Source organism: Robiginitalea sp. SC105 (assembly GCF_014243345.1).
GTDB lineage: Bacteria > Bacteroidota > Bacteroidia > Flavobacteriales > Flavobacteriaceae > Robiginitalea.
Genome location: NZ_JACLZF010000001.1, coordinates 988,156 through 1,011,181 on the forward strand (window position 1 = coordinate 988,156; position 23,026 = coordinate 1,011,181).

Here is a 23,026-nt window from a genome sequence, read left to right on the forward strand (position 1 = left end):
TGCAGGCCCGGAAAATTTTGGAACTTCCGTAGGCAGCACTCCCAAAACCTGCTCCAACATTAAACACATACACCATATGAAACCACGCACCTTCAACCGCAGAGACTGGATGAGGACCACCGCGCTAACCGCCGGAGGGCTGGGACTGATCCCTGTCTCCGGATTCTGTGAAACCCCACGGGCTCCCGTGCGCATCAGCCCTGCAGGGGAAGCACTCTACAGCCCCTTCTTCCGGGAGTACCTGCCTGAGGCCGGTTACAACGCCCCCCTTGCCGCGAAACTCAATGCCAATGAAAATCCATATGGCCCCTCGGCCCTGGCGCGCGAGGCCCTCAGCGCGGCATCGGCATCCGGCAACCGGTATGCGTGGCGGGAACTCATGGGCCTGATCGATGAGATCGCCGGCCTGGAAGGGGTGCAACCCGAAAACATCATAACCGGGCCCGGTTCTTCCGACATCCTCGAAAAAACGGCCATGGTCTTTTTTCAGCAAGGCGGCAATGTGGTCTCTGCAGACCCGTCCTATATGTCCCTGATACAGGTAGCCAGGTCCTGCGGGGCCGAGTGGAAACCCGTACCCCTGAAAGCCGACTGGTCCCATGACCTGGAGGCCATGGAAGCGGCGATCGACGATCAGACCAACCTGGTATACATATGCAACCCTAACAATCCTACGGGAACCCTCACCCCGGCCGATGCTTTGCTCGAATTCTGCGATCGGGTCTCTGATAAGGTTCCCGTTTTTGTTGACGAAGCCTACCTGGGCTTCCTGGAGCCGGAAGCCCAAAAATCCATGGTGTCCCTGGTAGCCCGCGGCAAAAATGTCATCGTGGCCCGCACGTTCTCCAAGATCCACGGGATGGCTGGCCTGCGGGTAGGCTACGCGGTGGCCCTCCCGGAGACCCTGGAGCGCATCAATGCGATCACCCGGGGCGGAATGGGGATCTCCGGGCCTTCTATAGCCGCGGCCCGGGCAAGCATGTCCGACCTCGACTTCCTCAATGAATGCCGCAGCCTGAACACCTCGGTACGGACGCATGTCTATGATTCCCTGAAGGAGCTCGGACACAAACCCGTCCCCTCATATACCAGTTTCATGATTTTCCCGATTGCCCTGGAAGGGAAGGATTTCCTGGACAGCATGACTGCCCTGCAGGTGGGCGTCAGGGCCTTTCATTTTAAGGATCAGAACTGGTGCCGGGTTAGCATGGGCACCCGGGCAGAAATGGACCTGTTCCTCGACGCTGTCCGCAAGACCCTGGTTTAATAGCTTTTTAAAGAATCTCTGCGCATGGACCCAGCCCTACAGAGGACACTGGAATTATTGCTGATAATTGGCATTGGCCTGCTCCTGCAGCGAAAGCTGGGTAACCGGATGCAGCTAGACGGGTTGAAAATCATCATCCTGAACGTAGCCCTCCCGGCAACGATATTCCTGGCCCTGCTGAAGGTGGAGCTCAAGCCCGGCCTGCTCGTGCTGCCCTGCCTGGCCCTTGCTTTTAACCTGCTGATGTTCCTGGCCGTACGCTTTGTCCTGCCCTGGTTTGCCCCGGGGGAAAAAGGCCCGCAGCGCCGGACCCTGGCCATGTTGTTACCCTCCCTGGCACCGGGACTGTCCTGCTACCCGTTCATCATGGCCTATCTGGACGATGCCAGCCTGGCGATGGCTGCCCTGGCGGACGTGGGAAATAAATTTTTTGGCCTCATCCTGCTGTATCTCCTGGCGATGCACTGGTACAACCTCAGAAGCCCGGCAGCAACGGCAAAGGCCCCGGCATCCAAAAAGTTGAGAGGACTTTTCCTCTCGTTGTTACGAGAACCAATCAACCTCGTTATTGGCGCAGCCATTATCTTGTTGATCGCAGGGCTAAACCTGGAAAGCCTGCCCGGTTTTATAGCCGCCACCGTTAATCGTTTCAGTGTGATGATGGTGGCCCTGGTGTTGCTGTTTATCGGGATGGCAGTACGCGTGAGTTTATCTGATCTGCGCACGATCGCCCTACTGCTGAGTTGGCGATCCGGGATGGCCCTGTTGTTCTCGTCTTTAATGCTTTTCCTGTTGCCGGCATTGAGCCCGGCCCTGATTTTACTGGTTATTGTCTTTCCCCAGAGCTCCTGCAGCTTCTGGCCCTATGCCCACATGCACCTGGTGAATACCCGGGAAGAGTCGGAGTCCCGCCAGGGGCGGACCTTCGACACGGGTTTTGCGGTAAACCTGCTGGCCTGTTCCCTCCCTTTTTCAAGCGGGATCATCCTGCTGGCCTTCAATTTCCCGGAAACCATCGCCCACGCCTGGGTTTTGGCCCTGGTTGGCTTTACACTGGTTGGGATCTCCCTGCTTCCCAGGGTCTGGCAGGCCGCGCTACGCAAGTTGCGAAGCGCCGTCCCTGAGAATGTCTTCCCTTAGACGGGGTTCTTTAAACCGGACCGTGTACCTGCACCCGAATTACAGGTGCTGGTTGATGATATTTTCGAACAACTCCTGACGGCCGCTGATACGCGGGATATCCTGGTTGGCCCCGAAATAGGCGTGCAGGTCCTCCAGGGAGAGTTTCCCCGCCTCGAAGTCCGCACCCTTGCCCGTATCAAAGGACGCATAGCGCTGCTGCCGCATCTTCAGGAAATCCGAGTCCGTACGCACGGCATGGGCCGTAATAAGCGCCCGCGCAAATGCATCCATCCCTCCGATGTGGGCGTAGAAGATATCTTCCAGGTCCGTGGAATTCCTGCGGATCTTGGCATCAAAATTCACGCCTCCTCCCTGGAACCCGCCGGCTTCCAGAATGACCAGCATGGCCTGGGTCAGCTCGTATACGTCCACGGGGAACTGATCGGTGTCCCACCCGTTCTGGTAGTCGCCCCGGTTCGCATCGATGCTGCCGAGCAGGCCGTTGTCTGCGGCCACCTGCAACTCGTGCTCAAAGGTATGCTGGGCCAGGGTGGCGTGGTTGACCTCGACATTCAGCTTAAAATCGTCCAGCAGATCGTACTTGCTCAGGAAGGCAAGCACGGTTGCGGCGTCAAAGTCGTACTGGTGCTTGGACGGTTCCATGGGTTTGGGCTCGATAAAGAAGGTCCCCTTGAAACCCTGTTTCCGGGCGTAGTCCCGGGCCATGTGCAGGAAGCGCGCCATATGGTCCTGTTCCCGTTTCATGTCGGTGTTCAGCAGGGACATATAGCCTTCGCGCCCACCCCAGAATACATAGTTCTCCCCATCCAGCTTGATGGTGGCATCCAGGGCGTTTTTCACCTGCGCCCCGGCGGCAGCCACCACCCTGAAATCCGGGTTGGTTGCAGCCCCGTTCATATAGCGGGGGTTGCCAAAACAATTGGCGGTGCCCCAAAGCAGTTTGACCCCGGAGGCTTTCATTTTTTCACGGGCGTAGTCCGTGATCGTGTCCAGCCGCTTTTCGGATTCGGCCAGGGTGGGGCCTTCGGCAATCAGGTCGTAATCGTGGAAGCAAAAATAGGGCGCCCCGATCTTGGTAAAGAATTCAAAGGCGGCATCCATTTTGTCCTTGGCTTGCTGTACCGGGTCCGGGTTGCGGAGCCAGGGGAATTGCTGGGTCGGGGCACCGAACGGATCGGCCCCCAACCCGCAGAAGGTGTGCCAGTAGCTGATGGCAAAACGGAAGTGTTCCTTCATGGTTTTGTCGCCAACCTTGCGGGTTTCGTCGTAATACTTAAAGGCTAACGGGTTGTCGGACTGTTTGCCCTCAAAAGGGATTTTTCCAATGTTTCCGAAATATTCCTTGTCGCCGGTGGTAATCATGTGGTATGGGTTTTTAGGATGTGATTGAGTTCGTTTTTCCAGTGGGCATAGGCCTGCTGGTAGGGTTCTTTCCCCGGAACGGGGGCGTATTCCAACTGCACCTTGTCGGTGGCCGTGGCTGCCGTCATGGAAGGGAATGCCCCGCCAGCAACCGCGGCTGCCCGGGCGGCGCCAACCGCGCCGGTTGTGGCAACCATCTCGATGGTCGCCCCGGTAAGCGTGGCTACGGTTTCCGCAAAAGGGCGCGCCCGGAAAAGGTTATCGTTCCCGGCCCGTATTTTACGTAGGTTCACCCCGTCGGCCGCCATGATTTCCATGCCGTAGACAAAGGAAAAGGCGATGCCTTCCAGGGCGGCCCGGAAAAGGTGGTCGCGTTTGTGGGTGTTAAAGCTTAGGCCGGAAATGCGTGCCCCAACCAGGATGTTGCTGAGCATGCGTTCGGCCCCATTGCCGAATGGAAAGATGCGCAGGCCCTGGCTGCCGACCGGGATCCTTGCCGCCATTTGGTTCATCTCCGCATAGTCCGTGTCCTCCGATACTTGTTGCTGCATCCAGCTGTACTGTATCCCGGTGCCGTTGATGCACAGCAATTTCCCGATGCGCGGGTTTTCTGCGCTGTGGTTGACATGGGCAAAATTATTTACCCGGTTCATCTCACGGGTCTGGGTGCGATCCGTCACCGCGTAAACCACCCCGGAGGTTCCTCCGGTGGCGGCTACCTCTCCCGGCTCCATCACGTCTAACGATAGTGCATTATTGGGCTGGTCCCCCGCCCGGTAGAGGATAGGCGTTCCTTTTTTAAGCCCGCAGGCTTCGGCCCCGGATTCGTCGAGCTCGGACTGCGGTCCGAAAGTCGGTACGATATCAGGCAACAGGCCCGGGTCTATCCCGGCGGTTTCCATGAGCCAGGCCGCAGGCTGTTCCTCCTTGAAATCCCAGAGGATCCCCTCGGAAAGCCCTGAGGCGGTGGTAGTGCAGCGCCCCGACAACCGCAAGGCGATATAATCGCCCGGCAACATGATTTTATGTATTTTTTTAAAGAGTTCGGGCTGGTTTTCCCGGACCCAGAACAGCTTGGACAGGGTGAAATTCCCGGGGGCATTCAGCAACCGCTCCCGGCATTCAGCCTCCCCGGCCTTTTGCAGCAGGGCCTCCCCGGCAGCAACGGCGCGGCTGTCACACCAAATGATGGACGGGCGCAAAGGTTTCAAGTCCTGATCCACTACTACCAACCCATGCATCTGATAGGAGATGCCGATGCCCTTTACCGCATCGGCCTTAATGCCCGTTTTTTCGAGTAGTTCCCGGGTGGCCAGCTGCACCTGTTCCCACCAGAGGTCCGGGTCCTGTTCGCCCCATCCCGGTTGGGGGGCGTCGATGGGCATCTCTTTTTTAGGTTGCTGGACCCGGGCGATTTCCGACCCGTCCGCCGAGGAGACCAGGGCGGCCTTAACCGAAGAACTGCCAATATCATATCCAATCCAGTACATGCTTTCCGACGCGTGTTTGTTTGATTCCTGTGTAGGTTGCCGATTTTTCAAACGGGCCTGTTAAAATCCGCATATATTCCGACTTGCACAAATCTGCGATCAAAAATATGCGCTTCCTGCTGGCAGGTATTCTCGTCCATATCCCGAATAATGCAGCAAAATTTCATTAAATTCCCCGCTAAGTCAGTCCGAACCGATATGTGGCAAACTCCATCCCTGCCGGCACGTCCGGCCATTATCCTACTGGTAATCCTTTTATTTGCCGACTGTCCCATGCGGGCCGGGGCTGACCCTGGAAATCCGCTGCCATGGGGGTATGAGCTGTGGCTGAAGTTCGCCCCGGTCAGCGATTCCGTCCTGGCAAGCCAGTACCGGGCATCCCTCGAGGGCATTGTGATGGAGCCCGTGGGCGCTACCCAGGAGATTGCGTACCGGGAACTAACCGAAGGTATCGGCAACATGCTCTCCCGTCCCCTCTTGCCCCGGACCACTACCTCCGGAGGAAACCTGCTGGTAGCCGCCACCCTGGACCGGTTGCCCACCCGGTTCCGGGAGTTTCTCGGGGAGCGGAAGATCCCAGCCGAGGGGTTTTTGATCCGGGAGGTGGCCGATGGCCCGAGAAAGCATATTTTATTGACTGCCGCAGACGATGCTGGCCTGCTCTATGGGGCATACCGGTTGCTCCGCCTGGTACAGACGCATCGCCCCCTTTCGGGCCTCGACCAACTGGATGCGCCGAAGGCCCGGTTGCGGATGCTCAACCACTGGGACAACCTGGACCGGAGCATCGAACGGGGCTATGCGGGTTTTTCCATTTTCAACTGGCATACGCTGCCGGATTTCAGGGACCCGCGCTATGAAGACTATGCGCGCGCCAACGCCTCCCTGGGCATCAACGCCACGGCAGTGACCAACGTCAACGCCAATGCGCTGGTCCTCACCGAAGCCTACATTGACAAGGCGCGTGCGCTTGCCGATATTTTCAGGCCGTACGGCATCCGGCTTTACCTGACCGCACGCTTTTCCGCCCCCATGGAAATCGGCGGGCTGGATACGGCCGACCCCCTGGACCCGCGTGTGTCCGCATGGTGGCGGGACAAGGCGGGAGAGATTTACCGGGCGATCCCGGATTTCGGGGGCTTCCTGGTCAAGGCAAATTCCGAGGGGCAGCCGGGCCCGCAGAATTACGGGCGTTCTCACCGGGAGGGGGCCAATATGCTGGCCGATGCCCTGGGGCCGTTTGGCGGGAATGTGATCTGGCGGGCATTTGTGTATTCGGAGGAAGACCCGGAAGACCGGGCCAAACAGGCCTATTCGGAATTTGCCCCGGAGGACGGTAAATTCCGTGACAACGTATTGCTGCAGGTAAAGAACGGGCCGATCGACTTCCAGCCGAGGGAACCGATCCACCCGCTGTTTGGTGCGATGCCCGAAACCCCTTTGCTGGTCGAATTCCAGATTACCAAGGAATACCTCGGGTTTGCCACCCACCTCGCCTTCCTTCCCAAATTGTTTGAGGAGGTACTGCAGACGGACACTTACCGGGAAGGTCCCGGTTCCACTGTGGCCCGGGTTGTGGACGGGAGCCTGCACGGCAAGGCCCTGAGCGGGATGGCAGGGGTGGCCAATATCGGGACGGACATCAACTGGACGGGTCACCCCTTTGGCCAGGCCGACTGGTACGGTTTCGGCCGCCTGGCGTGGGACCCCTACCTGAGCAGCGGGCAGCTTGCGGAAGAATGGGTCCGCGCCACCTTTGGCAATGACCCGGTCCTGGTGGCTTCCCTGAAAGACATGATGCTGCGCTCCCGGGAGGCCGTGGTAAACTATATGAACCCCCTGGGCCTCCACCACCTTTTTGATACGGGCCACCATTACGGCCCCGGTCCCTGGGTGGACGACCTTTCCCGACCCGAGTGGAACCCGGTCTACTACCACCAGGCGGATGCTTCGGGGATCGGGTTTGACCGGAGCGCAACCGGCAGCAACGCCGTTGCCCAGTATGCCCCGGAACTGGCAACCCGTTACGGCAGCCTGGAAACCTGCCCGGAGGAATTCCTTTTGTGGTTCCACCATGTTCCCTGGGATTACCGGCTGCGGAGCGGGCACACCCTCTGGGAGGGCCTGGGCCTGAAATACCAGGAAGGGGTGGATACCGTGGTTGGGATGCTGGCCGACTGGCAGGAACTCGAATCCAGGCTCCCCCAGGAGGTTTACCGGGACGTCTCCATGAGGCTGCAGATACAACTCAGGGAGGCCCGCTGGTGGAAGTACGCCTGCATGCAATATTTCCGTACATTCTCCGGGATGGATTTTCCCCAGGGCATGGAACCCCCGGAGCATCCATTGGAGTATTACAAAGCATTGCGGTTTCCCTTTGCCCCGGGGATTCGCCCACGATGGAACTAAATTCAGAAAAATGGACCCAAAAATAGTACTGGTAACAGGCGCGACCTCCGGATTGGGGTACGCGACCGCCAAAAGATTCTGCGAGGCCGGGCATATCTGTTATGTCATTGGCCGGAACCCGGAAAAGACCCGTAAAAGCTGCGGGGAATTGGGGGAAAATGCCCGGGAGGTAGTCCTGGACCTTACCCATACTGCGGAGATTCCCGCCACCATACGCAGGATCGTCGAAGAAGCCGGCCGGATTGATGTCCTGGTCAACAATGCAGGCATCAATATGAAGAAGCCACTGCTGGATGTGACCGACGCCGAATTCGAACGGATTTTGCAAACCAACCTGCACAGCGTCTTTACCATCAGCCGGGAAGTAGGCAAGGTGATGCGGGAGCAGGGGCAGGGGAATATCGTAAACATCAGTTCAATGGCCGCCCAGTATGGCCTGCCCTATGTGGTGGCCTATTCGGCCAGCAAAACAGCTATTGAGGGGATGACCCGGGCCATGGCAGTGGAACTGGCCCCTATGGGCATCCGGGTGAATTGCGTGGCACCGGGCTTTATCAAGACCCCGATGACGGCCAAGGCGCTGGACAGCGACCCGCCCCGGAAGGACCGGGTGTTTGCCCGCACACCCATGGGGGAAATGGGCGTCCCGGAAGACATCGCCGATGCGGTGTATTTCCTGGCTTCTGAAAAGGCGCGGTTTATCACCGGGGTGGTACTGCCGGTAGATGGGGGAAATAGTATTGGATTCTGATGGAGAAGGATCAGCACACAAACCGGATGTTGCCCTGTATGCGCTGGTACGGCCCGAGGGACGGGGTAACGCTTGCCTCCATCCGGCAGGCCGGGGCCCGGGGTGTCGTGACCGCCCTGCACCAGATACCGCCGGGGGACGTATGGACAGAAACGGCTATCCGCGAACGCCAGCAAATGGTCCAGGATGCAGGGATGGAATGGGAGGTCGTGGAAAGTCTCCCGGTCTCGGAGGCCATCAAGCAGCAGCAAGGCGATTTCCGTACCCATATAGCCAATTATCAGGAAAGCATCCGGAACCTCTCCGCCTGCGGTATCCGGGTAATCACCTATAATTTTATGCCCGTGCTGGACTGGGTACGCACCGAACTGGCACACGCCAATCCCGACGGTACGCGCACCCTGCGCTTTGACCGGTCGGAATTTGCCTCGTACGATATCCACGCCCTGAGGAGGCCTGGTGCGGAAGCCGACTACGAGGCATCAACCCTGGAAAAGGCGGCGGAACTGGCAAGGACCCTGACCGGGGAGGAGCGCGAACGGATCCGCAGGTCGGTGCTCCAGGGGCTGCCCGGGAGCGATGAACAGTTTACAGAAGCCGGTTTGATGGATCTTTTGGGCCAATACGACCACATTCCCGAAGACCGGTTGCGGCAGCACCTGGTGGATTTCCTCGAGGCGGTGGTACCCGTGGCCAAGGCAAGCGGGGCGGTCCTGGCCATCCATCCCGATGACCCGCCCTATCCGCTGCTCGGGTTGCCCCGGGTGGTATCGGGGCGGGCGCACCTGAAGCTGCTCTTCGACGCGGTGCCGGACACGGCCAACGGCCTCTGTTTCTGCACGGGTTCCCTCGGGGCCGGGAAAACCAACGACCTCCCGGACATGGTCAGGGAATTCGGGGACCGTATCCATTTCCTCCACCTGAGAAACGTGGCCCATGAGGCAGACGGCGCCTTCCGGGAGTCCGACCACCTGAGCGGCCACGTCCCCATGGAAGAGGTGGTGGCTGAGGTTCTCCGCCTGATGGGCCGCCGGGACATGTCCCTCCCTATGCGGCCGGACCACGGCTTCCTGCACGAGTTGGAATTCGGGAGCCGGAGTTATCCGGGGTATTCGCTGATTGGCCGGCTGAAGGGCCTGGCAGAGCTCCGGGGCCTGGAACAGGGGCTGATATACGGTTCTAACCAGTTGTAAATGAAGGAGTAATGCCGATAAGATATTTTTGGATGGCACCGGTTATTTAAGTAATATTATACGGGGTGCGCGGTGTGAAACAGGCGCATAATTTCCCTCAAATAGTTGCAAGTGAAGTTTACGATAGACGAACAGCGGGCTGTACTGAAGGCCATTGACAAAGTGGTCCTGGCCGACGACCGCGCTTATGAAGAGGAGGCAAACTTTGTCCTCCAGATGGCCAGCCTCCTCCGGTTTAAAATGGAATTGGTCCGGGAGGCCCGCCACATGGATTACCAGGAGGCCCTTCGCATCCTGCAGGCCATGTCCATTTCCAAAAAAGAAACCCTGGCCACCATGCTTCGCGAAACGGCCGGGGCAGACGGGCGTATTACAGAGGAGGAACTGGAACTCGTCCAGGAGATCATCGCGGAAGTTGGTCTGGATTGATAGCCAGGCAAAACCCTTTTAATTGTGCGGTACCTGAAGGACCCCTCAGTCCTGAGGGGTGTGCTTGTATTCCAGGAGCCAACTGAACTCCAGGAATTCCAGGGCCTTTTGGTGGGTAGCTTCCAGGATGACCGGCGGGGCCACGCCTTCTTCATAGGCCTCCTTCCAGCGCGTGGCACAGAGGCACCAGGAATCCCCGGGTTTGAGGCCCGGAAAATTAAAATAGGGCATCGGGCTGCTGAGGTCGTTGCCCCTGGATTTAGTAAACCGGAGGAACTCCTCCGTCATGATGGCACAAACCACATGGGAGCCTGAGTCTCCGGGGCCTGTACTGCATAACCCATTGCGGTAAAAGCCGGTGACCGGTTCCAGGCTGCAGGGGATGAGTTCGCCCCCAAGGACATTCCGGTTGGTTTCCATATAGCTGCTTTGTATAAAATTACACCATCTTTCCGACATGGCCCGCAGTTGGAATTATTGAAGGGCAGCCCGCTTGGGCAATCGATAATCTTACTATCTTTTCAGTCCCTGAAAATTGGGTTCCGGGAAGGTGGAACCCAGGTTTAAATGTTAGAAGAATGGAATTCAATTTAATGGAAAAACTGGCAGTCCTCAAAACGATCGACGAGGTGATCCAGTTGGATAATGAGGTAAAGGAAGGCGAAGTAAAATTCATGAACCGGCTCTCGGAGAAACTCGAATTCGAACCGGGTTTGATCGAGGAGGCCCGCCGCACGGACCCTGCCGAAGCCCTGGGTGTGCTCCGGGCCATGCCCAGGGAGCAGAAACAGGTTCTCGCCCGCCTGCTCAACGAGGCGGCCAATTCGGACGGGGATGTGGACGAACGGGAAATCCAGTTTATCTACCGGGTGCTTACTGCAGCCGGTATCCGGCTCGAAGACTGAACGCTGGCAGTTCTTTCCGGGGTCGACACGACGGCCCGGGATCCTTCCCGCGGTTTCCTGAAGTGGGTTTCCGGGAGGGTGCTTTGGGAATTTCGCCCTGTAAGCCTCACACAGTGAGTGGTATAGCAAAATATTTTGTATCTTATTAGGAAAAAGGCGACCATGAAAACGCCACTGATCCTGTTGTTAACGCTTGCCCTGGTCATAGGCTGCCGGGAGGCCCCTGAAAAGGATTCCACGCCCCCGGAGTTGACGGCCCCGGAATACGCGAAACTGGGCCGGGATAAACTATATGTGGCCTGGGAATTCGATGCGGCCAGGGAAGCCCTGCTGAAGGCAGTCGAAATGAATCCGGAGGATGCGTTATCCCATGCCAACCTGGCCTGGTACTGGATGCTCGAGGATAAACGGGAAGCCTCCATGCGACATATCGAACTGGCTAAGAAGGCCGCGCCGGAGGACCCGCTTTGGGTACAGTGGCACGGTTGGATTTGTTATTTCTACGACGATTTTGAGTGTGCGGAGAAGTACCTGAAGGAGGCTATTGAGATGCAACCCCGGCAACGGGATGCCTATTTTACCCTGGGGCGGATGTATTATCGGATCGGCCGTGAGGCTGAGGGCCTGGAGTATATGGAACAAGCCGCCAGGGATTCTACCGGCCGCCCTGCCCGGGCCATGTACCTGGTGCTGACTGGCCGGGAAGCAGAAGCAAGGGAAATTATCCGGCAAATTGAATCGGCGGAAACAACTTCCCTGGAGACCATGGTGCTGGTGCCCCTGTACAACATGCTCGGGGAACGTGAAAAAGCCCTGGATTGGCTCGAGGCCAATTACGAGCGCAGGCAGCCCCTGTTACCCTGGTTGCGTTACATGCCCATAAACAGGCCCCTGCACGATGAGCCCCGATTCCAGGCGATGGTGGAAAAGATCGGGGCACCTTCCGGGAAATAAAAGATCTTTGCGACCGCTGGCGAGAGGGTTATAGGATTAACGGAGCGTTCGGCCTACCCTTTTCTTTCGCCTCCCGCTGAATAATTCGATTACCACCCCCACCGTAACACCCCCTGCGACCGTGGCAGCGAGGTCGCCGTTGTCCCATTTCCCGTAACGGTTCTGGTCGATCAGCTCTTTGGCAGCCCCGGCAAGCAGGCTCCCCCCAACCGCCCCGGTGATCGTCCACCATTTATCGCCCCCGGAAATCTCGTGGGCAATAAACGCCCCTGCGGCCCCGGAGACAACGCCGGCCCCAAAGTGCAACACCTTGTCCTGCTGCAGCTGGGAAAACGAACAACAGCTGCTGAGCAACAGCAAAACCAGTACCCCCTGCCTCATGGGTTATCGGATTTTCGGTAAAACGCGTTTTCCTCCACTACCAATGTTGTCAATTCCACGGTATGCCCGTCGGGATCCGTAGTATAAACGGACTTGCCGGCCAGCATAAAAATGGGGAAGTCCCGCCATTCGGGCAACTGGTATTTTTCGAGGCCAAGCACCTTCGCGTACCAGGCAGCGGAGGCCTCCAGGTTTGCCACCCGGATGGCCACGTGGTCCAGGAAATCTATTTTAAATGGTTCCATGGGTAACAATTCCTGTAAAACGCACAAAGTTTTCCAACCGTTCCTTCCGGTCTAACGCGAGAGTAGCCACCGGACCCGGTCGTTGGATAAAAGGTAATGGAAAAATGTGATTAGGCCGAAAATCAGGCCGCACTTTGGCCAGCCCATTTCGAAGGAGCACCAGGTAGCAAAGGCAAATATCAGTAGCTTCAGCAGCAAGCGGATGGCCCTGCTTGGATAACAGGTGGTTTTTCAAAGGCGTCGGAAATACAGGTGCGGGCTCAGGGTGCGATCAGTTTGATTGCCAACCCCCCGGCCAGCCAAATGTAGCATATAAAGGCGATCCATTTCAGCGTTTTTTCCAGCAGGGGGCTCTTCGGGGCCATCTCTTTGTGGTGGCTGACGTCCCGGCCTTTCAGGAACCCGAAGTAGAGAAGCGCCCCGGTCACCAGCAGAAACGCCATATTCAGGAACAGGGTGTAGTCCACCTTGAAGAACTCCCGGCTTTCCAGCTTATCTTCGGGCAGCCCCGGCAGCATGTCAAAGAAGTCAAAGCCGTAATGGAGCAGGAGGGAAGTGGCCACCAGCGAAATGAAGAGGAGGAGCAGGATAAACAAGGACATCCGCCAGCCGTAGTATCGGGCATTGATCCGAAGTACCGGGAATACGACCAGATCGCTGAAGATAAAAGCCATCACCCCCGCAAAGCTGACACCCTTGCCGTAAAGCAGCGCCGCCAGCGGGATATTCCCCATGGATCCTATAAAAGTCAGGAAGGCGGCCAGGGGTCCGGCAATTACGTGCTCCAGCAGCGTAAAGAAACTGTAGTCCTGCACCCCGGGCCCGGTGTGGATGAAGAGGGTCTGGAAGAACGAATCCGGGACAAAGGCCGCTACAAGTCCGGCAATCGTAAAGCCGATGGTGACGTCTTTCCACACCATCTTCCACTCCATCGCATACTGCTTGCCTACTTTCGCCCAGCTTTCGTCCGATCGCAACTTTTGCAGGGCCGGCTTGCTGCCTTCTTCATGCGATTTCCCTGCCCGTTCCAGGTTTTCGCGCGCTTTTTGCACGAGTTTCCGGGGGTTGATGATCCGGATCAGGCCCCAGCTGCAAAGGATCAGCAGCAGACCGCCCAGGTATTCCCCGGCCACGAACTGCCAACCCATGAATATTGCGATCACGATCCCGAGTTCGATGACCAGGTTGGTGGAGGCCAGCAAAAATGCGATGGAAGAGGCAAAACTGGCGCCTTTTTTAAAAAGCGATTTGGAGGTGGCCAGGGCCGAAAAGCTGCAGGAGCTGCTGATAAAACCGAAGAAGGTCCCCAGCATCATGCTCTTGCCCCCGGCATCCCCCATGGATCGCTGCATCTGTTTTTCCGTTACGAAAATCTGGATCATCGAACTGATGGCATAGCCGAGGATAAAGGCCCAGAGGGCCATCCAGAAAAACCCCACGCTGGTGGTGGCTGCCTGGGCCCATTTGTTGAAAAATTCATTCATGTGACTATCATATCTGTAAGGGAGCAACGGCGTAAGAGCGGCTCTTACAGGAACTTAATGCAACAGGCGGAGCCGGATGTGCGTTAATCCAAAGGATCCTGACCCGAAAGGTTTCGGAAGCCGGTTACTGAGCAGACCCGGATAATCACGCCCGGGACGGAGAAAATCCCGCCCCCCACCATACCGCCCACGGCCATGGACCAGGTGGCGTTGAAACTCATTTTCTCACTTGTCATGGACAGCCGGTTTTGATTGTGCTATTTTAAGACCTTCCAGGACCAGAAGCATTGCGGTTGCGGCAATGGCTGAGACCACAAAATGCGACATCCCCGGGTTTTCAAAACGGAACACATCGCGCAAATAGGGAATTTCAAAAACGGCAACCAACATGACCAGCGCTACACAAAAGATGACCCAGAGCGTAATGTTCCGCTCCAACAATACGGCAAGCACATTTCGGGTCCTGGAGAGGGTTGTCAGGATCAGGAACAGGTTGCCGATGATCAGGGATGAAAATGTGATGGCCCGGATCTCCCCCGCCGTATGCCCCTCATAAATTACAAAAAAGTACACAGCCATTACCGTGGCCAGCAGCAATAACCCCAACAGGGTACTTCGTAAAATACTCCTGTACCCGAAGAATCGCTCTTTAGGGTCCCGGGGTTTTCTTTTCATGATTCCGATTTCTTCCTTTTCTGATTCAAATGCCACCGAACACGCCGGGTCAATGATCAGTTCCATAAAGACGATATGAAGGGGCATCATCAAAATGGGAAGGGCAGGGAAAAAGGCGGGTAACAAGGTGAGCCCGATTATGGGAATGTGGATTGCAATAATGTAACCCATCGCCTTTTGCAGGTTGTCATAGATCCTTCGGCCCGACCGGATCGCAGATACAATGGAACTGAAATTATCATCCAGCAAAACCAGGGCAGACGCCTCCCGGGCAACATCGGTGCCCTTTGCCCCCATCGCAATGCCGATATCAGCCATCTTAAGCGCAGGGGCGTCATTCACCCCATCCCCTGTCATTGCGACAATTTCGCCGTTCGCCTTGAGGGCTTTGATTATCTGGAGCTTCTGCTCGGGGACGATCCGGGCAAAAATGTTGACGGATTTGATTTTTTCGGCCACTTGCGCTTCATCCATTTTCTGCAGGTCGGCACCAGTGAGGATTTCGCCATCGGCTTTCAAGCCCGCCTGCCTGGCGATGCCCCTGGCCGTTGACGGAAAGTCCCCGGTAATCATAACCACCTTGATGCCGGCAGCCTGGCATTCCCGGACAGCCTCAGGCACCTCAGGGCGAATGGGGTCCTCAAAGCCGAGAAATCCCAAAAATTCAAATTCAAATCCTTCCTGGGCATCCGGCAGGCTTTCACGGGTGCAATCAGCTCTGGCCACTGCCAGTAACCGTTGGCCCAGAGCTGCCAATTCCCCGGCCTTGTTAAGTAAATCCGCTTGTTTATCAGGGGGAACATTGCACAACATCAGAACGGTTTCGGGTGCACCCTTGCAGCAGGCAAGGCATCTGCCGTCTTCGAGGAGTACCACCCGGGTCAGCGAGAACAGGTCCTTCCGAAGGGGGTATTCCTTCAGCAATTTGCGTTTTTCGCCCTTATACCCCAGAATTTCCTCATAAGCCTCATGGATTGCTTTTTCCATCGGGTCTGCAGGTGCCGGCTGACATGCATGGAGGGAAGTTTCCAAAAGGTCATTGACCTGGCCGTTGTGCTCCCTGAAGCCGGATTTTCGCAACAGCGTACCCCGCCAAAACAACGCGGCAACTTCCATGGTATTTTGGGTAATGGTTCCGGTCTTGTCGCTGCACAAAACCGTAGCCGAACCCAGGGTTTCAATTGCCGTGGGCTTCCGCGTAAGGACATGCTTTTGAGACAAGCGCCAGGATCCGATGGCCAGAAATACGGTAAGCACAACGGGAAACTCTTCCGGAAGCATGGCCATGGCCGTGGCGAGCCCATGCAGCAGGGATTGCAACAGGTCCCCCCTACTGAAATAAAATGCCGCGACTACTGCACAACTCAAGACAATTCCAGCGACAAAGAGTTTTTTTATCAATGATTGGGTTTCAACTTGTAACTGCGTCTGGTCCTTTTCAATTTGCTGAAGTGAGCTTCCGATAGTACCGTATTCCGTATGAATACCCGTTCCGGAAACCAGCATGATCCCATCGCCCTGTACCACCAGGGTACCACTGAAAACCCGGCTTTTCTCCGGGTTTCCTTTTTGAATCGATTTACCAACGGGAAGGGATTCACCTGTTAACAGCGATTCATCGACGGTCAGGTTGTTGCTTTCGACCAATTGACCATCCGCGGGGATCCTGTCACCCTCGCCAAGTACGACCACATCCCCGGGGACTACCTCCCGCCCGGCTATTCGCTGGCGCTTACCGTCCCGCACGACCAGGGCCCTGGGCGAAGCAAGTTGCTTCAGGGCTTCCAGTGCTTTTTCGGTTTTCTGATGCTGGTAGAATGTGATGAAAACGATTACAAGGACCCAGCACAACAGCAGAAAACCTTCGGAATAATCCCCAAGGATCATATAGAGTCCCCCGCAACCCATGAGCAGAATGAACATGGGTTCCTTAACCACTTCGATTGCGATATGCAGGAGATTTTTGGACGAAGAGGCGGGAAGCTCATTATATCCGAATTTTCGGATCCTGTTGGCAACTTCATCTCTGGAAAGTCCCTGCAGCATGGTATTGGGTTCAGGTGGTTTTAGTATCTGGGCAAAATTTTTCCGGAACCTTCTTCAGCAGGAACACCCTGGAAGGAAGCACGGCTGTCCTTCAGTTACCTCAGGGTCATTCGGCCCAGCATTTCCCCCATTAAAAGATGTTCAAAGGAGTCATCCCCGGACTGTCGGGGTGCATCGAGCGTGAAATCGACTTTATCCTGGAACACCATGATGAAGTCGGAACCCCCAAAGGCAAAATTACCGAGCATATCTCCTTTTTTTACCTGTGTTCCGGGTTTCAGGCCGGGTTCAAAATTAATGGACCCCACTGCTACCATGCCTATAGGGAGCAGGGCAACCAGGCCGTACTCCCCCGTATCGACAATGACACAACCCCTGGTTTCCACCATTTGCCATCCCAGGGAGGACGGGTCAAAGGCATAGCGCTGGTTCTCCGAATCCCACCATAATTTTCCCCCGGTAGGATTAATCCCCTGGATGGTCCGTATCTCCCGGATAGTACCGCCAACGGGAAAGTGGTACCGGTGATAATCATTGGTGTTGAGAAAGGAATGTGTGAAAGTGCCGTTTGCAAATGCATCTTTGTACGCACTGTCCTCACCGAGCAGGGCTGGAATGGATCTGAGGGTGGCCGATTTTACAACAACACCCTGGTCGGCAACAATCATGGACCTGTCGTCAATGGCCCAGGCCCCCTGGGGCTGGGAATCCGCAAAAGAGACCACAACGGAAGGGTCTTCCGGGGCCGCAATTGGGCGCATTTCGGGAGATTTTAAATGGCGGGAAAAGAAATCATTGAATGTATCCCAGTTTGCCGGGTCCTCATACCATCCCTTTTGCAAACCAAAGGCAGTATCCTTCAATGCCATTTGGTAATACTGCTCGTTCCAGGAATCCGGTGTATCCAGGAAACTGCCCCAGGACCTGCTGAAGGTGACCAGCCATGAGGCAATCGGGTCGGCATACTGAAGCGAATTATGGAAATACCCCTTGCCTTCCAGTTCGGGCAGGGGTTGGTCCAGCAGAAAGTAAAAGCTGCCCAGGCTCTGGAACATGTGGTCAAATATCTCCGGATAATCCGGTTTTTTGATGAGTGCCCAGGGCATGGCGGATTCACAGTACGAAACAAAGTCAAGATACTCCTCCAGGTTCTGGGCGGGATTTGTTTTCCGGTCCGGGTTTACCGCCTTCGCTTTGGCAATGGATGCCACCAGCAGGGCTTTTGCCTCTGGGTCATTTTCCAGGATTTGGATCAATTCCTGGGTGGCAACCCCGAATTCTTTTTCCTGTTTGGGCTCCTTCCCGGCACACGCCATCAACAGAGACACGAGCAACAGGACACCCAAATAGTTAATAATTCCGATTGGTTTCATAGTTGTTCTTTTTGTTATTTGTCCTTCCCGGGCTCTTCAGGTCGTTTGATAAAACTACAGAACAGATAATTCTGAATGGATTCGGAAGGGGTCCGGTGGTCCACGGTCCTGCAATGCACCTTTTCAAACGAATTACTCAGGAGCTTAACGAGGGAATCCTCCGAATACTGGTGAATCCTGATCCCGCTGCATTTTTCCGGTCCGGCCGTCGAAAAGGTTCCTATTACCAGGTGCCCATTGGGAACCACACCCTTTTCGGCAGCGGCTATGTAGCTTGCGATTTCCTTCTCTTCCGTCAGGAAGTGGAAGGCTGCCCGGTCGTGCCAGAGGTCGTACGCCTCCGGGGGGTCGAAAACGGCCGCATCGGCAACGATCCATTTTACCTTATCTGCCTGCTCGCCAAGGCGCCTTTTGGCACGGATGATCGCATTTTCGGAAATATCCAGGACCGTAATATCCCGATACCCCAGCTCCAGCAGGTGGTCCACCAGCAGGCTGTCGCCCCCGCCGACATCGATGATGCGGGCCGTTTTTGGCAGGCCGCATGTTGCGATAAGCGCCAGAGAGGTTTCAGGCCTGGGCTGGTACCAGCCGACTTCGTCCAGGGCCTTTGTCTGGTAAATATTTTCCCAGTGTTTTTTTCTGTCGAATTTTTCCATAATCGTTTGGATGCCAGAATGCTTTTGGATGTTCGATTCGCTTTTTCATATCCCTGCCATAGGTTGGAATAATAGGGGATCGGCAGGCAACTGAATTACCGGGCGTACACTGTGACGCCCTCTTTGATGGTTTCCATTACCTGTATGTCTTTGATTTCCTCCACGGCCACTTTTAATGGATTGCGGTCCAGGATCACCAGGTCCGCCATTTTCCCAGCTTCCAGTGTGCCTTTGCGATCCTCCTCAAAATGCTGGTAGGCGCTCCAGTCCGTAATCGCTTTCAGGGCCTCGTAGGGGGTCAGCCGCTCTTTTTCCCCAATGATGGCGCCGGACCGGGAGGTACGGCTCACTGCGGTCCAGACCACCCGCATCAGGTTGGGCAGGGCAACAGGGGCATCCGTGTGGATGGTTACCCTCAGGCCTTTGTCCAGGGCGGTCCTTACGGGGCTTATCTGGTTGCCCAATCCCTCCCCGATGAGCTGTTTGTGCCAGTCGCCCCAGTAAAATGTATGGAGGGGGAAGAGGGAGGCGATTACCGACAATTCCCCGAAGGCATCCAACTGGTCTTTCCGTACATACTGACCGTGGATCAGGACAAACCGCCGGTCTTCCATCCCGTATTTTTCGGCCAGGGGTTCCAGGGTGCGGATCATCTGGTCCATGGCCGCATCCCCGTTGGCATGTGTCAGTGTCTGCCAGTTGTTTTGGAAGGCCTTTTCGTAAATGGCTGTCACTGTTGTATCCTCGGGGATGGCCGGGTAGCCGGCATAATCTTCCGATGCGCCATCAGGGGGAATCAGGTAGGGCTCCGTCCGCCAGGCTGTGCGCCCCTGGGGCGACCCGTCCAGGGTCAGCTTCATCCCCCCGATCCTGAAATGGTTGTCGTAGGAATCGCTGTTCCATTTGGTCCCCATATACCGGTCGGTAAACAGGTAATCCACATAGCTGACCACATCCAGTTTCAGCTGGCCGGCTTCGGCCATCTGTATGAGCAAGTCGTTGTTTTCCATGGCCCGGCCTTCCTGTGCCGTGGTATAGCCAAAGGACAAAGCCATTTCCTGCCCGGCATCAAAAAACTTCTGAATGGCTTCAGGCGTTTTCGGGGCAATGGCCTGCAGCATATAGGGAATGGCCGCCAATTCCTCCAGCACGCCATTGGGTTCCATGGATCCGGGTTCGCGGCGGATGATCCCGCCTTCGGGATCCGGGGTTTCCGCGGTAATCCCCAATACTTCCAGCCCCTTGCTGTTTACGGCGGCAAAGTGGCCGGAGATGTGGATGATCATGATCGGAAATTCCGTTGTCACCTGGTCCAGGTCATCCCGTGTGGGAAACCGTTTCTCCTCCAGTACGGAATCGTCGAAACCCGTACCGAAAATCCAGCCTGTGAGTTTGCGGTTCTCCGGGGTGTTCCATTCCCTGAGCAATTGGATGATGGTTGGGATGTCCCTGGCCCCGGCATCGGGGGGAGGCAACAACTGGGCACCGATGGCCTGACCGGCAAAACTTGTGAAATGTGCATGCCCGTCTATAAAACCAGGCAACAGGGTCCTCCCTTCCAGGGAGACCATTTCGTGACCTTTTCCGGCTACTTCCATGGCCTCGCCGGCCTCGCCGACAAAAACAATCTGCCCGTCCCGTTCCACCAGGGCTTCGGCATAGGTCGGGGTATCCCCCTTCATCGTCAGGATATCGCCGCCATAGTATACCTTGGCTTGGGATACGGCTTCATCGCCCTGGGAATCACCACAGGCAGCCAGTACCATCAGGCAGGGGAGGATCAAAAGAAGGCATCTTGTTTTCATTTGTAATTAGTTAAAAGTTAGAAGTAGCACAGGCGGGTATCCAGCAATGGCATTCCCCTGCGGGATACTATACAAGTTACGTATTTATTCAAAAATGCGGGGTGTTATTCTGCCTGTTCGGACTATGCGGAATGTCCCCCGAGACCCTTGGGATCTCAGGGATGTTTTTCTAATTTTCCCCGGTCCCAGCCCCCGGTTTTGGCAGCGGCCAAGTAGGTGGTTTGCAAAAAGTCCATCAGGGTCTTCCCGGGGTCAGGCGCACTTCGGACATCCTCGTATTTCAGGAGGAATTCACCCAATTCGGGGCTGTAGAAGGCCTCGGCCGGTTGTACCGGCTCCCGTTCAAAGCCGGGCCCTGCCGGGTAGGCGTAGGCGTAAAAAACGGGGGTGGGAAAATCCCTGGAACCGGGCCAGAACCCGGCACTGCTCACTTCGTGGGAATAGGCCTCCTGCATCACATCGAGGGGCATGTTGGGCATGCCGCCCTGGTGCAGGGGGGCCGGATCTCCGGAAAAGCGGGTTACGGCCAGGTCAAAGGCTCCCCAGAAAAGGTGGACAGGGCTCACTTTGCCAATATACCCGGACCGGAATTGGCTGAACACTTCATGTACGCGGAGCATGGCCTGCCAGAGGGCATGGACCTGGTCCGGGTCATATGCGCTGTTCACGGTATTTCGGGCAAAGGGAATGGCCGGGTCCATTTCGTTGGGTGCGCCGTGGATGGAAATATCGACCCCGATAGCGGATAACTTCTCAAAAAGTTCCCGGTAGAAATCTGCGACGGTCCGCTCCCGCAAGGCCATTTCGGAGTACGCGGTATCCGAACAACGGAGGTAGAGCTTATGTTTTTTAAAGTCAAAGTCGATCTGGAAGGCGCGCCCCTGGTATGGAATGGTATGGGTGGAAAAGCCATTGGTAGTCACATACAGGGTCACATGCCAGGAATGGTTCTGCCAGGGCATGGCTTTGAGCCTGATCTTGCCCACAATCTGTATCCACTGGTGCAGGGTTTCGATGGTATCCTGCATCTGGGTAAAGTGTAATTCGGGCCAACCGGTACTTTTTGACATGTCTTTTTTTTTGCGTCAAGCGACGTTTACGTTGAACATGTAGCCCACCAAAGCGGTGAGGCCCATAGCCACCGTACCCCAGAAGGTGATCCGCAGGATGGCTTTCCCGATGCTGGACCCCCCTGTCCGGGCCGCCATGGCCCCCAGGATGATCAGGAAAAACAGGGCAAAACCGTATAGGGCGTATTCCAGGTGCTTCAGGGGGAGGAAAAGGGTGACCAAAAAGGGCAGCATGCCCCCCAGGGTAAAGGCGGCACCGGACGCCAGCGCTGCCTGCAGGGGTTTGGCCTGGCTGATTTCATTGATCCCCAGCTCGTCCCGGACATGAGCCCCCAGGGCGTCGTGCTGGGTCAATTCCCGGGCTACGGTCAGTGCGGTTTCCCGCTTGAGCCCCCTTTCCTGATAAATTTCAGCAAGGCGCTCCAACTCAATTTCGGGCATCTCCTGCAACTCCTGTTTCTCCCGTTCGATGTCGGCCTTTTCCACATCGGTCTGTGAGCTTACCGACACGTACTCCCCTGCGGCCATCGATAGCGCGCCGGCAACCAATCCCGCCAGGGTCGCCAGGACTACCGGCTCCCGGGTAGCGCTGGCTGCTGCGACCCCAATGGCAATACTTGCTGTTGATAAGATCCCGTCGTTGGCCCCCAGCACGGCAGCCCGCAGCCAGTTGCTCCTGTGGATGTAATGGGGGGCCAGGTAGTTGTCCAGCCCTTCGGATGTCTCGGTCATGGCAGGTTGCTTTTAGACGCCGAATCGTTTACAAGCGGTTTTATCCCCCCGCTAAAACGGGCATGGCTGCGAAAACGGATCCGTGTAGCATTAAAGTTACTACAAATCTGTCCATTTGGCACGCTTCAGGTGACACGTCCGGGAACAGAACTCCAACAGATTACACCCGACCGATTGCTCCAGCCCGATTAACCAAGCCCGATTAAAGTGGCTTGCCAAAAAGGTGCCGGTAGTTTTTATGATGCCAGAGCAGCAGGAACAGATTGCCCAGAACCATGGCTGAGGTGATAATCGGGGTTCCCCGCATATTCAATGCAACGGAAACGAAGAAGATGTTTACGGTAACCGGCATCATCAGGAGGCTGGAAAGCACCACAAACCGGTTAAAGAATATCAGGATGCCGATGGCAATCTGGAAGTAGCCAATGAAGTTCCAGTAAAAGCCCAAATCGTGCATGACTGAGAAATACAGGCCTACCGGGTTTTCTTCGGGTAACTGGGTGAATCTGACCCCGGGTAGTTTGCGGATTCCCGACAAGACAAAGGTGAGCCCCATGCCCGCCCGGATACACCAATAGAAGCCTCTCGCCCAGGTTTTGGTTTTCAAAGATTGCAATCGGTTCATGCCGGTCTTTGATATTCTGACGATAAGC

General features: G+C 56.2%; 22 protein-coding genes. 8 read left to right on the top strand and 14 right to left on the bottom strand.

Annotation, left to right across the window (positions count from 1 at the left end):
* The first annotated feature begins 76 nt into the window (after positions 1–76).
* Together H7F20_RS04350 and H7F20_RS04355 are read left to right on the top strand one after the other, a co-directional pair.
* Positions 77–1,267, top strand: a complete 1,191-nt coding sequence (locus H7F20_RS04350; protein WP_185784895.1) for a histidinol-phosphate transaminase — start codon at positions 77–79, stop codon at positions 1,265–1,267.
* A gap of 24 nt (positions 1,268–1,291) precedes the next feature.
* Entirely contained in the window at positions 1,292–2,407 is a 1,116-nt protein-coding gene (locus tag H7F20_RS04355; RefSeq protein ID WP_185784896.1) for a permease, read from the top strand.
* Between the two features lie 39 nt (positions 2,408–2,446).
* Here H7F20_RS04355 and xylA read toward each other — a convergent pair whose 3' ends face one another.
* Complete coding sequence (gene xylA / locus H7F20_RS04360; protein WP_185784897.1) at positions 2,447–3,772, bottom strand: xylose isomerase; 1,326 nt, start codon at positions 3,770–3,772, stop codon at positions 2,447–2,449.
* The gene (locus tag H7F20_RS04365) at positions 3,769–5,262 is read right to left on the bottom strand and encodes a xylulokinase (protein ID WP_185784898.1); all 1,494 of its coding nucleotides are present in this window, start codon (positions 5,260–5,262) and stop codon (positions 3,769–3,771) included. Before H7F20_RS04365 ends, xylA begins: the two co-directional genes overlap by 4 nt.
* Positions 5,263–5,460: 198 nt before the next feature.
* On the opposite strand from H7F20_RS04365, the gene H7F20_RS04370 reads away from it, so the two are divergent.
* The 4 genes from H7F20_RS04370 (at position 5,461) to H7F20_RS04385 (ending at position 10,044) form a co-directional block, all read left to right on the top strand.
* On the top strand, positions 5,461–7,671 hold the full coding sequence (locus tag H7F20_RS04370; protein ID WP_255443983.1) for an alpha-glucuronidase family glycosyl hydrolase: 2,211 nt from the start codon (positions 5,461–5,463) through the stop codon (positions 7,669–7,671).
* Between the two features lie 10 nt (positions 7,672–7,681).
* On the top strand, positions 7,682–8,422 hold the full coding sequence (locus H7F20_RS04375; RefSeq protein WP_185784899.1) for an SDR family NAD(P)-dependent oxidoreductase: 741 nt from the start codon (positions 7,682–7,684) through the stop codon (positions 8,420–8,422).
* Positions 8,422–9,615, top strand: coding sequence for a mannonate dehydratase (gene uxuA, locus H7F20_RS04380; RefSeq protein WP_255443984.1), 1,194 nt, complete (start codon positions 8,422–8,424; stop codon positions 9,613–9,615). Before H7F20_RS04375 ends, uxuA begins: the two co-directional genes overlap by 1 nt.
* 111 nt (positions 9,616–9,726) lie before the next feature.
* On the top strand, positions 9,727–10,044 hold the full coding sequence (locus H7F20_RS04385) for a TerB family tellurite resistance protein (protein WP_185784900.1): 318 nt from the start codon (positions 9,727–9,729) through the stop codon (positions 10,042–10,044).
* Between the two features lie 45 nt (positions 10,045–10,089).
* On the opposite strand, the gene H7F20_RS04390 is transcribed toward H7F20_RS04385, so the two are convergent.
* Positions 10,090–10,464, bottom strand: a complete 375-nt coding sequence (locus tag H7F20_RS04390) for a DUF2237 family protein (RefSeq protein WP_185784901.1) — start codon at positions 10,462–10,464, stop codon at positions 10,090–10,092.
* Between the two features lie 158 nt (positions 10,465–10,622).
* On the opposite strand from H7F20_RS04390, the gene H7F20_RS04395 reads away from it, so the two are divergent.
* Positions 10,623–10,949: a TerB family tellurite resistance protein gene (locus H7F20_RS04395; protein ID WP_185784902.1), complete on the top strand. Its 327-nt coding sequence runs from the start codon at positions 10,623–10,625 to the stop codon at positions 10,947–10,949.
* A 162-nt stretch (positions 10,950–11,111) separates the two neighbouring features.
* A complete protein-coding gene (locus tag H7F20_RS04400; protein WP_185784903.1) occupies positions 11,112–11,903 on the top strand; it encodes a tetratricopeptide repeat protein in 792 nt (263 codons plus the stop codon).
* A 36-nt stretch (positions 11,904–11,939) separates the two neighbouring features.
* Here H7F20_RS04400 and H7F20_RS04405 read toward each other — a convergent pair whose 3' ends face one another.
* The 11 genes from H7F20_RS04405 to H7F20_RS04455 form a co-directional block, all read right to left on the bottom strand.
* Positions 11,940–12,284 (bottom strand): hypothetical protein, encoded by a 345-nt coding sequence (locus H7F20_RS04405; protein WP_185784904.1) that lies wholly within the window; start codon positions 12,282–12,284, stop codon positions 11,940–11,942.
* Positions 12,281–12,529, bottom strand: a complete 249-nt coding sequence (locus H7F20_RS04410) for a VOC family protein (protein WP_185784905.1) — start codon at positions 12,527–12,529, stop codon at positions 12,281–12,283. Before H7F20_RS04410 ends, H7F20_RS04405 begins: the two co-directional genes overlap by 4 nt.
* Positions 12,530–12,789: 260 nt before the next feature.
* Positions 12,790–14,013, bottom strand: coding sequence for a permease (locus tag H7F20_RS04415; RefSeq protein ID WP_185784906.1), 1,224 nt, complete (start codon positions 14,011–14,013; stop codon positions 12,790–12,792).
* Positions 14,014–14,096: 83 nt separating this feature from the next.
* A complete protein-coding gene (locus H7F20_RS04420; protein ID WP_185785882.1) occupies positions 14,097–14,249 on the bottom strand; it encodes a hypothetical protein in 153 nt (50 codons plus the stop codon).
* A complete protein-coding gene (locus tag H7F20_RS04425) occupies positions 14,239–16,734 on the bottom strand; it encodes a cation-translocating P-type ATPase (protein WP_185784907.1) in 2,496 nt (831 codons plus the stop codon). The genes H7F20_RS04420 and H7F20_RS04425 overlap by 11 nt, the downstream gene beginning before the upstream one ends.
* A gap of 95 nt (positions 16,735–16,829) precedes the next feature.
* Entirely contained in the window at positions 16,830–18,107 is a 1,278-nt protein-coding gene (locus H7F20_RS04430) for a phosphatidylserine decarboxylase (RefSeq protein ID WP_221898683.1), read from the bottom strand.
* Positions 18,108–18,121: 14 nt separating this feature from the next.
* Positions 18,122–18,766: a trans-aconitate 2-methyltransferase gene (locus H7F20_RS04435; RefSeq protein WP_185784908.1), complete on the bottom strand. Its 645-nt coding sequence runs from the start codon at positions 18,764–18,766 to the stop codon at positions 18,122–18,124.
* Positions 18,767–18,861: 95 nt separating this feature from the next.
* Positions 18,862–20,571, bottom strand: coding sequence for an amidohydrolase (locus H7F20_RS04440; protein ID WP_185784909.1), 1,710 nt, complete (start codon positions 20,569–20,571; stop codon positions 18,862–18,864).
* A gap of 155 nt (positions 20,572–20,726) precedes the next feature.
* Entirely contained in the window at positions 20,727–21,641 is a 915-nt protein-coding gene (locus tag H7F20_RS04445; RefSeq protein WP_185784910.1) for a DUF5996 family protein, read from the bottom strand.
* A gap of 15 nt (positions 21,642–21,656) precedes the next feature.
* Complete coding sequence (locus H7F20_RS04450) at positions 21,657–22,373, bottom strand: VIT family protein (protein ID WP_185784911.1); 717 nt, start codon at positions 22,371–22,373, stop codon at positions 21,657–21,659.
* A gap of 202 nt (positions 22,374–22,575) precedes the next feature.
* Entirely contained in the window at positions 22,576–22,980 is a 405-nt protein-coding gene (locus H7F20_RS04455) for a DoxX family membrane protein (protein WP_185784912.1), read from the bottom strand.
* Positions 22,981–23,026: the final 46 nt, after the last annotated feature.